Raw genomic sequence first — 15,902 nt, forward strand, 5'->3', positions numbered from 1 at the left:
TCGGTGCCATTTTTGGTGCGTAACCCACGTGGAAGAGGGGCCGATGGCCGTTACGGAAAGCGATCATGCGCCCGAGAAGGTGCGGGACTGGCTGCTGAAGGGCCTTACCGACCGGTCGCAGCAGCATCAAGGCCCGCACGCGCAGCCCCAGGAGGAGAAGCCGCACTCCTGGTGGAAGGTGATGTGCCTGACCGGCGTGGACTACTTCTCCACCCTCGGCTACCAGCCCGGCATTGCTGCGCTCGCGGCCGGCGTACTCTCCCCGATCGCCACCCTCGTACTCGTCCTGGTGACCGTTTTTGGCGCCCTGCCGGTTTACCGGCGGGTCGCCGCCGAGAGCCCGAACGGCGAGGGCTCGATCGCGATGCTGGTCAAGCTGCTCTCGTTCTGGAAGGGCAAGCTGTTCGTCCTGGTCCTGCTCGGGTTCGCGGCCACCGACTTCATCATCACGATCACGCTGTCCGCCGCCGACGCGACCGCGCACATCGACGAGAACCCGTTCCTGCCGTCGTCGTTCAGCGGCCACGAGGTGCTGATCACGCTGCTGCTGATCGCCCTGCTCGGCGCGGTCTTCCTCAAGGGCTTCACCGAGGCCATCGGTATCGCGGTCGGCCTGGTCGGCGTCTACCTGTTCCTGAACGTCATCGTCGTCGGCGACGGGCTGTGGCGGGTGCTCACCCATCCGACCTTCGTGGGCGACTGGACCGACGCGCTCACCGCCCAGCACGGCAACCCGGTGATGATGGTCGGCATCGCCCTGCTGGTCTTCCCGAAGCTGGCGCTCGGCCTGTCCGGCTTCGAGACCGGCGTCGCGGTCATGCCGCACATCAAGGGCAATCTGCCGGCCCGCATCCACGGCGCGAAGCAGCTGCTCACCGTGTCGGCCGGGATCATGAGCGTGTTCCTGATCAGCAGCAGCGTGGTGACTACGGTGCTGATCCCGCAGGACGAGTTCAAGGCCGGCGGCGAGGCGAACGGCCGCGCCCTGGCCTACCTGGCGCATCAGAACCTGGGCAGCGTCTTCGGCACGATCTACGACGTCTCGACGATCGCGATCCTCTGGTTCGCCGGCGCCTCGGCGATGGCCGGCCTGCTCAACCTGGTCCCGCGTTACCTGCCCAAGTTCGGCATGGCGCCGTCCTGGGCACGCGCGGTCCGGCCGATGGTGCTGGTCTTCACCGGCACCGCCTTCCTGATCACGATCGTCTTCAAGGCGAGCGTGGACGCGCAGGGCGGCGCGTACGCCACCGGGGTGCTCGTCCTGATCACCTCGGCCGCCACCGCCGTGACCCTGTCGGCCTGGCGGCGGCAGCAGCGTGGCCGCACGATCGCCTTCGGCATCATCGCCCTGATCTTCGTCTACACCACCATCGCCAACGTGGTGGAACGACCCGACGGCGTGAAGATCGCCGCCTGCTTCATCGCCGCGATCCTGGTCGTCTCGTTCCTGTCCCGGCTCTACCGGGCGTTCGAACTGCGGGTCACCACCATCGACGCCGACGAGGTGGCGCAGGGCTTCCTGCGCGAGTGCGGCCGCCGCCAGATCCGCCTGGTGGCCAACGAGCCGGACAGCCGAGACTCCCGCGAATACAGCGACAAGATCGCCCAGATCCTGGCCGACAACGACATGGCAGATGACCGCGACGTAATTTTCGTAGAGGTCACCATCAGCGACGCTTCAGACTTCGAAACCGACCTGCATGTACGGGGTGAAGTCCTGCACCACCGCTACCGGGTGCTGTCGCTGGAGAGTTCGTCGGTGCCCAGTGCGATCGCGGCTCTGCTGCTCTGGATCCGCGACACCACCGGAAAGCGCCCACACATCTACTTCGAGTGGACCGAGGGCAACCCGGTGGCGAACTTCGCCCGCTACCTGATCTTCGGCCAGGGCGAGGTGGCCCCCGTTACTCGCGAAATGATCCGCCAGGCCGAGCCCCAGCGAAGCCGCCGCCCCCACGTGCACGTGGGCTGACACCCGTAAGGCTCCGACCCCGGCTCATCCCCCGGTCCCTCGTCTCCGCGACGGGTGAAATACCGGAGGCGATCAATGGCCCGGGCGGTCCACGCTGAAGGCAACAACCCGCAGGAGATCGGAGCTGATCCACATGCGAAGCCATCTGCTAACCGCCCGAGCCGCAGCCCTGTTCGCCAGCGACCTGCCCGCTAGTTCCCGACCGAGCGCTCCAGCAGTCAACGAGGCGATAGCCGAAGCGGTCCGGCGGCATGGAGGCACGCGCGGCTGCGTGGCCCACTTGGCCACCACTTACGGCGACTACCCGGAGTTCGCAGCCGCCCGCATGCGCTGGGCCCGCGCCGTCGTGGAAACCACATACGGCTCGCGGCCCGTGGACCGCAACCAAGAACTGGTAGCCGCCTAAATCGTCGACCGCGACCGTCGCCGTCGCCGTCGCCGCCCTCGCCGTCGCCGTCGCCGCCCTCGCCGTCGCCGTCGCCGTCGCCCTTGCCGAGCGTGGGACAGGGGGCGTCCCTTGACAAGTGATCCCGTTGGATCGCGGCCCCTGCCCCTTCACAGAGCGTGCCAACCAGCAGCGATCGGCTCGCGTGTTCTCCAGGCATGGAAGTTAGCCTCGGTCTTTCGCTTAGGCGTCGGCCCATAGTCGTCATTCGATGAATGCGATTCGAGTGTTTGTCGATGTTTTGTGGGCATGCCAGAGGCCCGGCGCGGGGCCGGGTTCCTCCGTGTTGCTGGTCGGGGTGTGAGCCGCGGGGTCAGCCGGCAGGCCGGGGTAGTGCCGTGAGGTTACTGAATGCGCTGGTCAGGGCATCGGCTCAAGGCCAGTCGGCGGCGATGGCGAGGCGGGTCCGCCGAGCGGTGCGGGTGATCCGGGCCGCGACGTGCAGCAGCCGGTAACGCAGTTTCTTGGGTTCGGTTTTGGCGAGGTCGCCGTCCAGGAGCAGGGTCTGGGTCCAGGCGAGCAGGTCGATGCCCGTCAGGGCGAGTTGGAGCCAGGCCTGATTGATCGCGAAGACGCGGGACGGGAACCGGCCGAAGCCGGTGGTCTTGCCGGTTCGGATCTTGTCCTCCACCCTGGCGTGAGCCCGGTGCCGGGCTTCCAGGAACTGGATGCTGCCGTTACCGGGCGTGGTGTCGGTCGCCACGACCTGGTGCCGCCAGCCTTCGATGGTGTCGAACAAGCTCAGTTGGGCGCCGGGGTGCGGGCGTTCCGGGCGGACCAGGAACCGGGTCCCTTCGGGCCAGCCGGCCGCCTCGAACAGGCCGGTGATCTCGCAGACCTCGGCATGTTCACGCAGCCCGCCGTCGGTGTCGACGGCGGGGAGCCAGCCGGTCGCGGCACGGATCGCTTCCCGTACCGGTTCGGTGATCGCGGCGCCGACACTGAACCGGATGTCGAGGTGCCGCTCACGCAAGGACCGGATGTGGGCGAGGAAACCGTGACTGGATCCGGCCGAATCCGAGCGCAGCAGGATCGGGGTCCCGTGCCGGTGGGCGTCGGGGATCTGAGCGAGGGCCTGGTCCAGTCAGCGAGCAGACGGGCACCGGCGTGACCTATCACGCCTCGCCCGTCCCCGGTCACCATGATCTTCGGACGTGTTCGGGTAGTCTTCACCCAGCAAGTGCCTTCCGTGACGGGTTGATTAGGACTCTCGACAAGCCCTATTTTCCCTGATCAGAAGGCACTTCTTCGTTTCCGGTCCACTCCTTGGACAGCCCTTAACGAAGGGCCGAGGTTAGGCCCGCCTCCCGGGCAATAATTGCTTCATTGATTGGTCAAGCAACTGATCTATTAGTTCCGGAAGGCTTTCGGGATTGGCATGATCAGCTGTTAGCGGCACGGTTCGGAACGCGCGAGAATATAGGCATGCGGTACCAGCAGCTTCAGCTATTCGACCGGTCTACAACGACCGCACTGCGGGACCGCACAAAGGCACGTAATTATTCGCCCGAGAAAGACGAGTTCCGTCGTGACCATGAGCGTGGGCGGCGGTGGTGGCTTCCTCGGCGTTATGCGTGGAAGCGGTGCCGCTCGCATGGTTGCTCGCGGGAGTGTGGCGAGTTGGGTCTGCACGATGAGGCCGAGGTTATCCCGCCGCTGATCTGGCCGGAGGAGGCGACCTGCCTCCAGCGGCCGCCATCCGCGGCCTCCAGCCGTGACGTTCCGGCCGACAACGAGATGCCGCTGGTCGATGAGCAGTTGCCCGGCCGGTCCGTCCCGACAGGCCGGGAGGCATTCCCGGGCTGGGTCGAAAAGGCGCCGCGCACCGAGCCCGCATCCCCGACAGATTCTGCCGCTCGGCCCGAGTCTGCGCCCAGGCAAGATGCCGAGGCCGGGACCGCGACCGCGACCGCGACCGCGACCGGGACCGGGACCGGGACCGGGGTAATGCACCAGGCCGCAGGCCTGCGGGTCCACCCCATCGTCCGGGCTGACCGAGTGGGCGGTGCGGGCCGCGTAGGCCAAGTTGATCGGGTAGGCGGCAATGCCGACGCCGTGAGTGACGCGGACGCCGCAAGCGACGCGGACGCCGTGAGCGACGCGGACGCCGTGAGCGACGCGGACGCCGTGAGCGACGCGGACGCCGTGAGCGACGCGGACGCCGTGAGCGACGCGGGCCGCATCGAGTCGGTGCGCCGGAACCTGCCGGTCTGCCGTGGCGGAACGGCGGGGCGCGGACAACATCAGCCGTTCGACACCGTCGCGCGGCTCAGGTCTGGTTGCCGCCTGGCTCGCGGGGGTGGTCGCCGGCCACGCTGCCGGCGGCGGCGCCGGGTCACCGACACCATCCGACCTGGCACTCGAGGCCCGCCGTGGCCGGTGTCGGGATGCACTTCTGAATATATCGGTGCCATTCCTGGGAAATGGCGAAAACCATCCGATTATGAAAGAAAGTACCGGGAAATGCCGCCTCTGACGTAGCATTGTGCGAAATGTTGAGTGCGATTTTCGGCGGCGGCGGAAAGCATTGTCGTCGGGCCGGCCGGGGCGCAATCGCATCGGCAGAATCGGGCGCGTCGCGAGCGATGGTTAACCGGCGGAGGTGGTTTCGGGCTCGCTTCGGAGGGCGTCGGCTGCTAAGCGGACGTCTCGGAAATCGATTACGGCTTCGCGTGCTACTCGGATCAGCGCCACCAGGCCGCCGTCGGCCAGCAGCAGGATGTCTTCGAGGACTCGGTCGGGCACCGCCAGGTCTTTGGGGCCGTAGCAGTCGTGCCAGGCCATGTCTGTCAGGTGCAGGAGGTCCAGCGCGGCCTCTACGTGGCTGTTCGGGAACGTTGCTTTGATGCGCTGCCTGCGTTCCTTGCGCCGCTGGTCGCTGCCGAGAGCCATCTCCGTCTCCCACTCCTCCGGGTGCCACGCCGGCTCGACCGTATCCAGCGGGAGCACGGGCTTAGAGTGGGGCAATGTCGAAAATACGGGTGCACAACCTTGCGGTCTCGGTGGATGGGTTTGCCACTGGGGAAGGGCAGAGCCTGGAGGCGCCGTTCGGGCACGCCGGCGCGCGGCTCATGGGGTGGTTCTTCGGGACTCGCGCGTTTCGGTCCATGAACGGGAAGGACGGCGGGAGCGAAGGGGTCGACAACGCCTTCGCCTCGGGCTGGGGGCCTGGGATCGGCGCTGAGATCATGGGGCGTAACAAGTTCGGGCCGCAGCGTGGGCCTTGGGAGGACGAGGAGTGGGAGGGGTGGTGGGGTGACAATCCGCCGTTCCACACTCCGGTTTTCGTGCTTACTCATCATCCCCGGCCGACCCTCACGCTGAAGGGCGGGAACTCCTTCCACTTCGTCGACGCCAGTCCGGCCGAGGTGCTCGCTCAGGCGAAGGAGGCGGCCGGTGGGCTGGACGTGCGAATCGGCGGTGGGCCCAGCACGGTTCGGCAGTTCCTGGAGGCGGACCTGATCGACCACCTGCACGTCGTGCTGGTTCCGATCGTGCTCGGCCGGGGTGTGCGCCTCTGGGATGGCCTGGAGAGCCTCGAGGACCGGTTCACCGTCGAGTCGGTGACTACCCCGAGCGGCGTCACCCACTTGACCTTCACCCGGCGATAGGCCGCGGTGCCGGTCGACCGGTTTGACGTCGCGGTCGTGGGCGCGGGGCCGGCCGGGGCGGCGGCCGCGATCGCCGCCTGCCGGGCCGGGGCCCGGGTTCTGCTGCTCGACCGGGCCGACTTTCCCCGGGACAAGCCGTGCGGGGACGGCGTGGCCGCGGCGGCCGTCGCGGTGCTGGCGGAACTCGGCGTGACCGGGGTGACCGACGGCTATCCGCCGATCGGGCGGCTGCGGCTGGTCGGCCCGGGCGGGTCGACGGTCGCCCGCGCGCTGCCCCGGCCGGCCCACACCGTGCCGCGACGGGTCTTCGACGAGCGACTGGTCCGAGCGGCCGTGGCGGCCGGCGCCGATCTTCGTCGGCACACCGTGCGGTCAATTCGCGACGAGGGCACGGGCCCGTTGGCCGTCGACGGGCGGGCGATCCGCGACGATGGCGCGGGGCCGGTGGTCATCGACGGGCGGTTCGCGGCGGACGTGGTGATCGGGGCGGACGGGGCCGGGTCGGTGGTGCGGCGTGCGCTCGGGTTCCCGGGTAATCCGCCGGGGCACCTCGCCGTGGCGATCCGCGGCTACGCGCCGAGCGAGAACCTCGACGAGCAGGTCATCGTGACCACCGAGCAGCGCTGGCCGGCGTACGCCTGGGTGTTTCCGATCGGCGACGGGACCGCCAACGTGGGGTACGGCGAGGTGTTGCGCGGCGAGCCGCTTTCCCGCGCGTACCTGCTGGGGCGGCTGAATGATCTCCTGGCCGTCGGCGCGCCGACCGGCCTGCGTGGGCACCACCTGCCGTTGTCCACCCGGCGGCCGCCGCCGGGCCGCGGCCGTACGCTGCTGGCCGGCGACGCACTCTCGCTGATCAATCCGTTCACCGGGGAGGGCATCTTCTACGCCGTGCTGTCCGGAGCTCTCGCCGGCGCGGCGGCCGCCGCCGGGCCCGAAAGGGTGGCCGAGCGTTACCGCGATGCCCTGCGCCGACGGCTCGGCCGGCACCTGCGGCACTCCGGCCTCGCGGCCTGGCTGACCCGGCGGCCGTCGGTGGTGGACGCCGCGCTGAGCGCGGCGGCCCGCGACGGCCGGGTCTTCGACCGGGTGGTGGAGCTGGGCCTCGAGGACGGGGTGCTGGACCTGCGCACGCTCGGGCGCATCACCGCCCGGTTGGCCGGCTCTCGTAGCTGACCGCCGCCGGGCGGTCCCGCAGGAGCAGGACCGCCGCCGGGCGGTCCCGCAGCAGCAGGCCTTCGAGCGACTCGTGCCGCGGGGAGCGAGTGCGCGGCGCCTGATGCCCGGTCGCCAGGATCTCGACGCAGACCAGGACGGCGGCCGCGGCACTCGCCACCCGGAGCGGGCGATTGATCCGGCGGCACCCGCGGCGGCTGAGCAGGAGCTGCACCACCAGAACCACGGCGCCGACTCCGGATAACGCGTAATCCACCTATCGAACATCCGTCGGCCACCTTCACGCGGCCGCTGTTTTAACGGGACGTCGACAGGCCCGCGCCCTCTTTTAACGCGCTTTTGATCCGGCCGAGCCGGCGAACATCGTCACACATCTCAACACTAATTCCTACTGTAAATATAGGCGATGTAGGTAATCTGAGACTGTCGATGAAGACCGGTGAAGTGGAGAGAACGATGGCGACTTCCGTCCGCGCCCAAGGCCACGCTGTTGACGACCAGGCGTTTCGGCTTCAGCTCGAGCGCAACGCGATCTGGAACCGGATGGTGGCCGTCGGCGACCGACTGCCCGACCTGCCGCTGCTGGAGGTCGACCTCGGCGCGATCCATCTGAGCCGGCTGCGCCAGACCGGGCCGGTCGTCCTGCTCTTCATCCGGCACGCCAACTCGCCGGAGTGCGGCGCCGCGCTGCGCCTCTACCGGGACTCCCTGGCCCCGGGGCTGGCGGCGCTCGACGCGCACCTGGTCGCCGTGAGCCCGCAGGCAGCGGAGCCGCTCGCGGCCGTCAAGCGCCGGCACGACCTCGACTTCTTCGTCGCGTCGGACGGCCGGCACGCCCTGATCGACGCGTTCAACCTCGGCTTCAGCAGCCCGGGCGCCGGGCCCACGCTCGGCACCGGCCGCTCGGTGCTGCCGTTCGCCGCGGTGGTGGTCGCCGACCGCAGCGGCATCGTCCGGTTCACCGACGTACGGGCCGACTGGTCGACCCGGACCAGCCCGTCGCGGATCCTGCAGGCGGTCCGCTGAGTTTCCTAGGTTGTTTCCTTGACATACACAGGAGGCGATCCCTAGCGTCAAGGCAATCGTTTTCCTTGACGCCCGAACTCCCCCTAGCTACATCTGAGGCGCCATCACTATCCCCGAGGTGATGTTGTGCGTAGCCGAACCGCCGTGTCCGCGGCGGCCCTGACCGTCCTCACCGTTCTCGCCACCAGCACGCTCTCCGCCCCGGCGCAGGCCGCCGGAAACACCCTCACCGTCAACGTCGGCACCGTCGTGCGGCCGGTCACCCACGTGGCGGCCGGCGGGCTGTACGCCGTGAACACCGGCAACAACCCGCCGCTGAGCCTGATGTACCCGTTGCGGCTGAACCACCTGACCCAGCCCCCGCCCGGTGGTCAGCAACTCGGCAACGGCGCCACCCAGCCCTGCTGTGACGGCCTGCAGGTCGGCGGCAAGGTGACAAGCAGCGGCGCCCAGCAGTTCTACCGGCTGCCGGACATCTACCCGAACTTCCCGTACCAGTGGATCAGCTGGGCCGACTGGGAGTCCAAGGTGCGCACCATGGTGCAGGCCCGGCTGGCCGCCACCGGCACCACCAACGTCGACGGCTACGAGCTGTGGAACGAGCCGGACTGGACCTGGAACACCGCGTCGGCCGGCACCTTCAACGCCGGCTGGGCCCGCACCTTCAAGCTGATCCGCACGCTCGACGCGGTGACCCCGATCGTCGGGCCGAGCCACTCCATCTACAACCACAGCTGGATGCTCGATTTCCTCACCAACGCCAAGAACACCAGCACCGTGCCGGACGTGATCGTCTGGCACGAGCTGGACAACGACAGCTACCTCAACGTGCAGGCGCACGTCGCCGACTACCGGGCGATCGAGACCTCGCTGGGCATCACGCCCCGGCCGATCTCGATCAACGAGTACGCCTCGCCGTCGCAGGTCGACATCCCCAGCGTGGCGGTCCACTACATGGCGGTCTTCGAACGGCACGGCATCCGCGACGCCGAACGCGCCTACTGGTACGAGGCCGGCACGCTCAACGGCCTGCTCTACAACAACGCGCCGACCGCGTCGTACTGGACCTACAAGTGGTACGGCGACCTGGCCGGCAACATCGTGCAGACGGTCCCGGGCTCGTGGCTGGAGGGGGTCGCCGCGTACGACAGCACCCGCAAGATCGTCAACGTGGTGCTCGGCGGGGACAGCGGGAACAACACCGTCAAGGTCAACGGGCTCGCGGCGCTGGGCACCCAGGTCCGGGTCACCCTGACGCGCAGCGGCACCACCGGGCGCACCACCAACCAGAGCGCGCCGATCGCGGTCAGCTCGGGCACCTACAACGTGGTCAGCGGCAGCATCAGCGTGCCGGTCAACAGCATGAACGCCCTGGACTCCTACCAGCTGCTGGTCACCCCGGTCAGCGGCGTGCCGACCTGGCAGCAGCGGTACGAGGCGGAGAACGCCACGGTGGTCAACGCCAACCGGTTCTCCTCGGCCTCGGCCTCCAGCGGTGGTTACGTCGGACAGATCGACGGCACGACCGACATGCGCAGCGCGTCGTTCGTCGACTTCCTGGTCAACGTGCCGCAGACCCGGGCGTACACGCTGAACATCGGGTACGCCAACGCCACCGGCGCGAGCGCCACCCAGGGCCTGGCCGCCAACGGCAGCGCCTGGTCGACGGTGACCTATCCGGCCACCAGCGCATGGGGAACGTTCGGCTCCTCGGTCAACACCACGGTGAACCTCAACGCCGGCTGGAACACGATCCGGCTGGCCAAGGGCTCGCCGTACTTCGCCGGCGGGACCGGTTACGCCGAGCTGGACGCGATCACGCTGTCCTGATCAGCGCCCCGCCGGTCGTTGACCCGGCCGGCGGGGTGCCCGACGGTAGCAACCTCGCCCCGCCGCTCAGGGGCGCCGGTCGGCGGCCGATCGGGGCGGTTATGGCAGTTTCCGGGATCCGTCGGCTCTGGCTGGGCTACCTGGCCGTCAGTGCGGTGCTGGTGGTGCTGGTGGGCAGCCTGGTACCGGAGAGTTCGCCGGTCGCCTCGGCCGCCGCCGGGTGCTATCCGCTGCTGACGGTCGCCGTCGTCATCACCGGCATCCGCCTCAACCGCCCGGCTCGCAAACTCCCCTGGTACCTGTTGATCGCCAGCCTGACCGCCACCATCACCGGCGACGTCGTGTTCGGTATCTATGTGGCCCACGGGGTGACCCCGTTCCCCTCCCTGGCGGACCCGTTCTGGCTCGCCGGATATGGCTTGGAACTGGCCGGTCTCATGCTGCTGGTGAACGGCACGCACTGGCGGCGGGACCGGGACAGCATCATCGACACCCTGATGGTCAGCGTCGGCCTTGGCCTGGCCGTCTGGCTGCTGTTCCTGCGGGCACTTGTCGCTCCGGGGATGTCACTGGACGTCCGGTTGGTAGCGATGGCGTACCCGCTGGCCGGCCTGCTGATGCTCGCCGGGGTGATCCGGATGTGTACCTCCTCGGTCCGCCGCGGCCCCGCCTTCTGGCAACTCGTCGTCGCGGTCACCGTGCAGGGCGTGCTGCAGGCCGCCTACCAATGGCAGGTCGCGCAACACGCGGCCGTCGGCGGCCTCGCGCCCCTGTTCATGGTCTTCTCCGTGCTGCTCGGCGGCGCCGCGCTGCATCCCTCAATGGCGGCGTTCGGCGCCCGCGACGACCGCCCGGCCGGCAATGCCACGCCACGGCGGGTGATGCTGATCGGCTCGGCCTGCCTGCTGAGCCCGCTGCTGCTGATCGCCAACGGGATAGTCGACCGCGGCCGGGTCGACTGGCTGGCCGCCTCGATCTGCTGCATCGTCGTGTTCCTGCTGGTCATCATGCGGATGGTCGGACTGATCCGGACCGTGCAGGATCAAGCCGACCGGCTCGAGTCGATCGCCTACCGGGACGCCCTCACCGGGATCGCCAACCGGCGGTCCTGGGATGCCGAACTCGAGCGCCGCCTCGCCATCGCCCGCCGGGCCGGCGACACCCTGATCGTCGGGCTGATCGACCTGGACCACTTCAAGCGGTACAACGACCTGCTCGGCCACCCGGCCGGCGACCAGCTGCTGCGGGAGGCGGCCACGGCCTGGGAGCAGCAGTTGCGGGCCGAGGACCTGATCGCCCGGTACGGCGGCGAGGAGTTCGGCCTGATCCTGCACGGCCGGCTGCGCGACGCCGCCATCGTGATGGACCGGCTCCGCGACGCCACCCCGGACGGGCAGACCTTCTCGGCCGGGCTGGCGCTGTGGACCGGCGACGAGTCGGCCGCCGAGCTCACCGCCCGGGTCGACGCGGCCCTCTATACCGCCAAACGGGAGGGCCGTGATCAATACTCGGTCACCGGTCATCCGGCCCGCACCGACCAGCAGACCAACTTCCTACTGGCCGACTCCCGGCCACGGAACGGCCGAGTTCCAGATTCGCTCGAAGGCCGCGCAGTAAAGATCGAACAATAGGCCGCCGTCAACCTTCTGCAGTCGAATTACCGGGTTCAGGCTGGACGGGTTGCCGTAGACGTGTGGATTGACGACCAGCTGCTCGTCGTACCGGAAAAGGCTGTTGTAAAGGGTGGTGCCGTGCAGCCGAATTTCGGCGCCGTCGACCTCCAGAAGATCGCGGTATCGGATCAGGCTGGCCTGGATCTGCGAGGGCAGCGTGCCGGCCAGGCCCTCCTCGTTGTCACGCACCGCTACCGCCGCGCTCGCCGGGTCGCCGAAGCAGAGCCGCACCTTGACGCCGTCCCGGGCCCGTTCGGCGAGGTCCTCGGCGATGCGCGGCTGAACCTGGGCGAAGAAGGCGCCGGAGAAGACCAGAACGTCCACATTGTTCTGCGCCTCGCCGAGAAGCCGCAGCCAGGTCTCGCGCGGCACGCTCGCCCGGTCCGAGTAGAGCTCGATCAACTCGGACCGCCCGGTGGTGCGGCCCCGGGCCCCACGGGCCAGGATGCTCGGCCACAGGTAGGTCTCGTCGGCGTCCAGCAGCTTGGCGGCGGTCCAGCGGTTCTGCCGATGCGGCACGCGGCCGTGTGACAGCCAGCGCTCGACGCTCTTGGTGTCGATGCCGCACTTCACGGCCAGCTCCTCGGCGCTTACGCCCCGTTGAAGCATGAGTGACCGCAGTTGTTCGTTCGGCAGGGGTTTGTTCACCCGACGACGGTGCCAGTACCTATGGGCACTTTTCAAGCATTTTCTTAGGACATTTTCAATGATCAATACGTCTTGGAAAGGTCCTTCCACGCGGGTGAAACGTCCCAGCGGTACGGGTTGACTTGCGGGCGATTCAGCAATGGATCTCCAAGGTCGACGTGATCGTCAATAATCGCGCCGCCAGGAATCGAGAGGAATGGACCATGTCGACGGCCGTCCGGGATCCCGGAACCCCATACGTGTTCAGCAACGACCGGCCCACGGCCCGGCAGCTGCTCGATGCGCTCGGACAGATGCATGACCCGTTCACGATCCGCCGGCTGACCGAGGCCGGCGTCGCGCCGGGCTCCCGCTGGCTGGAGATCGGCGCCGGGGCCGGCACCATCGCGGGCTGGCTCGCCGACCAGGTCGGCCCGGACGGCGAGGTGATCGCCACCGACGTCCGCCCGCAGCACATCCGGGAACACGCCGGCGTCACCGTCCTGCAGCACAACATCGTGACCGACGAGCTGCCCGGCGGGCAGTTCGACGGCATCCACGCCCGCGCGGTCCTGCAGCACCTGCCCGAGCGGCACGAGGTCCTGGCCCGGCTGGCCGGCGCCCTGAAGCCGGGCGGCGTGCTGGTCGTCGAGGAGATGGAGGCCGGCTGGTCGAAGTCGGTGCTGGCCACTCCGGACGACCGGCTGCACGAGATCACCGCCCACTACGAGACCGCTCTTCAGCAGGTCCTGCGTACCGCCGGCAACGACCCCACCTGGTGCCGCGGCCTGTTCACCGCGATGGAGAAGGTCGGCCTCGAAGAGGTCGACACGCAGAGCTGGCAGGGCGCCTGGCGCGGCGGCACCGGGGCGGCCCTGCTCGCTTCGGCCGGCTCGACCGAGCAGCGCGAGCGCCTGATCGCCGCCGGGATGACCGCCGACGAACTCGACCTGCTGGCCACCCTCGGCCTGGACCCGCGCGTGGTCCTGCGCGGCATCCTGCTGCTCTCGACCTCGGGGCGGCGAGCCGCATGAGAAATCTCCGTCGATTCGCGGCCGCGGCCCTGGCCTCGGCCCTGCTGCTGACCGCGTGCAGCAGCGGCGAGAAGGAAACCCCCGCCGCCGAGTCCGGCACGCTGACCCCGGTCACCTATCTGACCGGTGCCGGCGTGCAGGGCCGCGAGGCGTTCATCTTCGTCGCCATCGAGAAGGGCTACTTCCGCGAGGAAGGCCTCGAGGTGAAGGTCCAGCCCGGTAACGGCACCGAGCAGAACCTCAAGCTGCTGCAGTCCGGCCAGGCCGACTACGCGATGGTCGACATCACGGCGGCCCTGATCGCGTACGGCCAGAAGAAGTTCACCGACTTCACCGTCGTCAACGCCGTACAGCAGATGAACCTGTCCTGCATCATGGCGGTCAGCGGCAAGGGCATCGCCGCGCCCAAGGACCTGGCCGGCAAGACCATCGCCTACATTCCCGGCGGCGTGGTCTACAGCCTGTTCAAGGCGTACGCCCGGCTCGCCGGGGTGGACAGCACCAACATCAAGTGGGTGGTGATGAACCCCCAGCAGATGCCGCAGAACCTCGCGGCCGGCAGCATCGACGCGGCCACCCAGTTCGCGGTCGGCAAGCCGGCGGTCGAGGCCGCCGCCAAGGGCAAGCCCGCGGTGGTCATGCCGTTCAGCAACTACCTCACTGACCTGTACGGCAACGGCCTGGGCGTAACCAAGAAGCGGATCGCCGACAACCCGAAGCAGGTGCAGGCGTTCAACAAGGCGATGCTGCGCGGGGTCGAATACGCGATGGCCCACCCCGACGAGGCCGGCGACATCTACGCCAAATACCAGAAACTGCAGCCCGCGCCGGTAGCGGCGGCGGAGAACAAGCTGATGCAGCCGTACGTGCAGGGCGGCGCGAACGGGGCACCGGTCGGCAGCCTCAACCGCGACCGGGTGGCCCGCAACATCGCCATCATCCAGAGCGCCGGCCTGATCCCGACCGGCCTGACTCCCGACGACGTAATCACCTACCAGATTCCTTCCTGAGGGCCGTGGGGTCTCCGTCCGCGTCCGATGTGTCCGGAGACCCCACGGCCGGTCCCGCGAAAGGCAGCCCGTCATTCCCCTTCTCACCCGGATAGCGTTGCCGGCCATCGGCACGATCGCGCTGATAGCCGCGTGGTGGGCCGCCATAGTCGTGCTGAACATCGAGTCCTATCTGGCGCCGACCCCGCCGCAGGTGCTGGCCGCGCTGAAGAACACCACCGGCTACCTGACCAGCAACGCGGTAACCACGCTGCTGGAGGTGGTGCAGGGCTACCTGATCGCGGTCGGCCTGGGCCTGGCGGTAGGCGCCCTTCTGGCGCTCTCCGCTCCCCTGGAGCGGGCGTTCATGCCCGCCATAGTCGCGGTAAACGCCATCCCCAAACTGGCCTTCGCGCCATTGCTGCTGGTCTGGATGGGCTTCGGCCAGGGCCCCAAAATCGTCATGGTGGTCCTGCTCTGCACCTTCCCCATCCTGCTGGCCAGCGTCGCCGGCCTGACCCGCACGCCGGCCGAGCTGATCGAACTGGCCCAGTCGCTGTCCGCCAACCGCTGGCAGATAATCATGCGCTTCCGCCTGCCGTCGGCTCTCCCACAGATCTTCGTGGGCCTGAAAACGGCGATGCCACTGGCGGTAATAGGCGCCCTGGTAGGCGAACTTTCCGGCGCCACCAACGGCTTAGGCTTCGTAATAGCCAACGCCGGCGCCGACACCGCCACGGCTTTCGCCGCAATAACGTTGCTGGCCGCAATAAGCGTAGGCCTCTTCTATTTGGTCTCCCTGACCGAACGCCTACTGCTCCCCTGGGCCCGAGCCATAACCGACTGACGCCCCGCCAATTCAGCCGAACACCTGGTCTCCTCCGGCCTCCCCCCGCTCGCCGCACCGATCCGCGAGTGCCGGTCTCCGGGAACCGGGCGCCGGTCCGCTTTCAATCCAAAGAAGAAGACCCTTTTTGCATACGGGCCGACTCAGTCCCGTGGCACTCAGTCCCGGCAGGCGAAGCTCACCCTCCGCGCGCCCGCGCCGGGCGGGCCCGACCCCACGCCAGGCGGCCCCGCCCGCCAACAGACCAGCCGCGGCCGTCGTCGACCCGATGCCGACACCGACTGGCCCGGCTCATCGGCGCGGAGCACGACAAACAGCAGCCCGCTCGCCGCTTCGCCCGGCTTACCCCTCAGTGCCGTGCCAACAGCGGACGGTCCGGCAGCGACGCGGTCCGGCAGGCGGGCCAGCGGCAGGCGGGCCAGCGGCAGGCGGGCCAGCGGCAGGGCGGGCCGACAGGCGGGCCAGCGGCGAGCTGGGCCAACGGCGGGGCAGCAGCCGGGCGGGGCAGCAGCCGGGCGAGCCGACAGGCGGGCCTGCAGCCGGGCGGCCGGCGGGCGGGCCAGCGGCCGGGCCGGCGGGCCAGCGGCCGGGCCGGCGGGCCAGCGGCCGGGCCGGCGGGCCAGCGGCCGGCGGGCGGGCCAGCGGCCGGGCCGGCGGGCCAGCGGCCGGGCC

Annotated in this window: 12 protein-coding genes and 1 pseudogene; 9 read left to right on the forward strand and 4 right to left on the reverse strand. The window is 69.1% G+C overall.

Translation table 11 applies throughout. The features are described from left to right. Nucleotides 1–43 precede the first annotated feature (43 nt). Nucleotides 44–1,972, forward strand: coding sequence for an APC family permease (locus Ate02nite_RS28505; protein ID WP_203810908.1), 1,929 nt, complete (start codon nucleotides 44–46; stop codon nucleotides 1,970–1,972). An 818-nt stretch (nucleotides 1,973–2,790) separates the two neighbouring features. On the opposite strand, the pseudogene Ate02nite_RS28510 reads toward Ate02nite_RS28505, so the two are convergent. Both Ate02nite_RS28510 and Ate02nite_RS28515 read right to left on the reverse strand, forming a co-directional pair. Further along, nucleotides 2,791–3,501: pseudogene (locus tag Ate02nite_RS28510) on the reverse strand (transposase); the annotation flags it as partial. A 1,505-nt stretch (nucleotides 3,502–5,006) separates the two neighbouring features. Further along, a complete protein-coding gene (locus Ate02nite_RS28515; protein WP_203810909.1) occupies nucleotides 5,007–5,366 on the reverse strand; it encodes a hypothetical protein in 360 nt (119 codons plus the stop codon). A gap of 17 nt (nucleotides 5,367–5,383) precedes the next feature. Between Ate02nite_RS28515 and Ate02nite_RS28520 the strand changes: the two genes are divergently transcribed. Next, complete coding sequence (locus Ate02nite_RS28520; RefSeq protein WP_203810910.1) at nucleotides 5,384–6,028, forward strand: dihydrofolate reductase family protein; 645 nt, start codon at nucleotides 5,384–5,386, stop codon at nucleotides 6,026–6,028. A 6-nt stretch (nucleotides 6,029–6,034) separates the two neighbouring features. Beyond that, nucleotides 6,035–7,204, forward strand: a complete 1,170-nt coding sequence (locus Ate02nite_RS28525; protein WP_203810911.1) for an NAD(P)/FAD-dependent oxidoreductase — start codon at nucleotides 6,035–6,037, stop codon at nucleotides 7,202–7,204. Here Ate02nite_RS28525 and Ate02nite_RS28530 read toward each other — a convergent pair. After that, entirely contained in the window at nucleotides 7,173–7,460 is a 288-nt protein-coding gene (locus Ate02nite_RS28530) for a hypothetical protein (RefSeq protein ID WP_203810912.1), read from the reverse strand. The genes Ate02nite_RS28525 and Ate02nite_RS28530 overlap by 32 nt on opposite strands. A gap of 200 nt (nucleotides 7,461–7,660) precedes the next feature. On the opposite strand from Ate02nite_RS28530, the gene Ate02nite_RS28535 reads away from it, so the two are divergent. From Ate02nite_RS28535 to Ate02nite_RS28545, 3 genes are all read left to right on the forward strand, one after another. Continuing rightward, nucleotides 7,661–8,230, forward strand: a complete 570-nt coding sequence (locus Ate02nite_RS28535) for a redoxin domain-containing protein (RefSeq protein WP_203810913.1) — start codon at nucleotides 7,661–7,663, stop codon at nucleotides 8,228–8,230. A 126-nt stretch (nucleotides 8,231–8,356) separates the two neighbouring features. Further along, nucleotides 8,357–10,060, forward strand: a complete 1,704-nt coding sequence (locus Ate02nite_RS28540) for a carbohydrate-binding protein (RefSeq protein ID WP_239147765.1) — start codon at nucleotides 8,357–8,359, stop codon at nucleotides 10,058–10,060. A 101-nt stretch (nucleotides 10,061–10,161) separates the two neighbouring features. After that, nucleotides 10,162–11,691, forward strand: coding sequence for a GGDEF domain-containing protein (locus Ate02nite_RS28545; RefSeq protein ID WP_203810914.1), 1,530 nt, complete (start codon nucleotides 10,162–10,164; stop codon nucleotides 11,689–11,691). On the opposite strand, the gene Ate02nite_RS28550 is transcribed toward Ate02nite_RS28545, so the two are convergent. Further along, nucleotides 11,614–12,381, reverse strand: coding sequence for a DUF5919 domain-containing protein (locus tag Ate02nite_RS28550; protein ID WP_239147766.1), 768 nt, complete (start codon nucleotides 12,379–12,381; stop codon nucleotides 11,614–11,616). The genes Ate02nite_RS28545 and Ate02nite_RS28550 overlap by 78 nt on opposite strands. Nucleotides 12,382–12,584: 203 nt before the next feature. On the opposite strand from Ate02nite_RS28550, the gene Ate02nite_RS28555 reads away from it, so the two are divergent. The 3 genes from Ate02nite_RS28555 to Ate02nite_RS28565 all read left to right on the forward strand — a co-directional run bounded on the left by Ate02nite_RS28555 (nucleotide 12,585) and on the right by Ate02nite_RS28565 (nucleotide 15,230). Then, entirely contained in the window at nucleotides 12,585–13,394 is an 810-nt protein-coding gene (locus Ate02nite_RS28555) for a class I SAM-dependent methyltransferase (RefSeq protein WP_203810915.1), read from the forward strand. After that, complete coding sequence (locus tag Ate02nite_RS28560) at nucleotides 13,391–14,404, forward strand: ABC transporter substrate-binding protein (protein WP_203810916.1); 1,014 nt, start codon at nucleotides 13,391–13,393, stop codon at nucleotides 14,402–14,404. Before Ate02nite_RS28555 ends, Ate02nite_RS28560 begins: the two co-directional genes overlap by 4 nt. A 97-nt stretch (nucleotides 14,405–14,501) precedes the next feature. Next, entirely contained in the window at nucleotides 14,502–15,230 is a 729-nt protein-coding gene (locus Ate02nite_RS28565) for an ABC transporter permease (protein WP_239147767.1), read from the forward strand. Nucleotides 15,231–15,902 lie beyond the last annotated feature (672 nt).

Source organism: Paractinoplanes tereljensis (assembly GCF_016862435.1).
GTDB classification, from domain to species: domain Bacteria; phylum Actinomycetota; class Actinomycetes; order Mycobacteriales; family Micromonosporaceae; genus Actinoplanes; species Actinoplanes tereljensis.

Coding starts and splice junctions, on each gene's coding strand:
- Ate02nite_RS28520 (WP_203810910.1), top strand. CDS start 5,384: ATGTCGAAAATACGGGTGCACAACCTTGCGGTCTCGGTGGATGGGTTT.
- Ate02nite_RS28535 (WP_203810913.1), top strand. CDS start 7,661: ATGGCGACTTCCGTCCGCGCCCAAGGCCACGCTGTTGACGACCAGGCG.
- Ate02nite_RS28555 (WP_203810915.1), top strand. CDS start 12,585: ATGTCGACGGCCGTCCGGGATCCCGGAACCCCATACGTGTTCAGCAAC.
- Ate02nite_RS28545 (WP_203810914.1), top strand. CDS start 10,162: ATGGCAGTTTCCGGGATCCGTCGGCTCTGGCTGGGCTACCTGGCCGTC.
- Ate02nite_RS28505 (WP_203810908.1), top strand. CDS start 44: ATGGCCGTTACGGAAAGCGATCATGCGCCCGAGAAGGTGCGGGACTGG.
- Ate02nite_RS28560 (WP_203810916.1), top strand. CDS start 13,391: ATGAGAAATCTCCGTCGATTCGCGGCCGCGGCCCTGGCCTCGGCCCTG.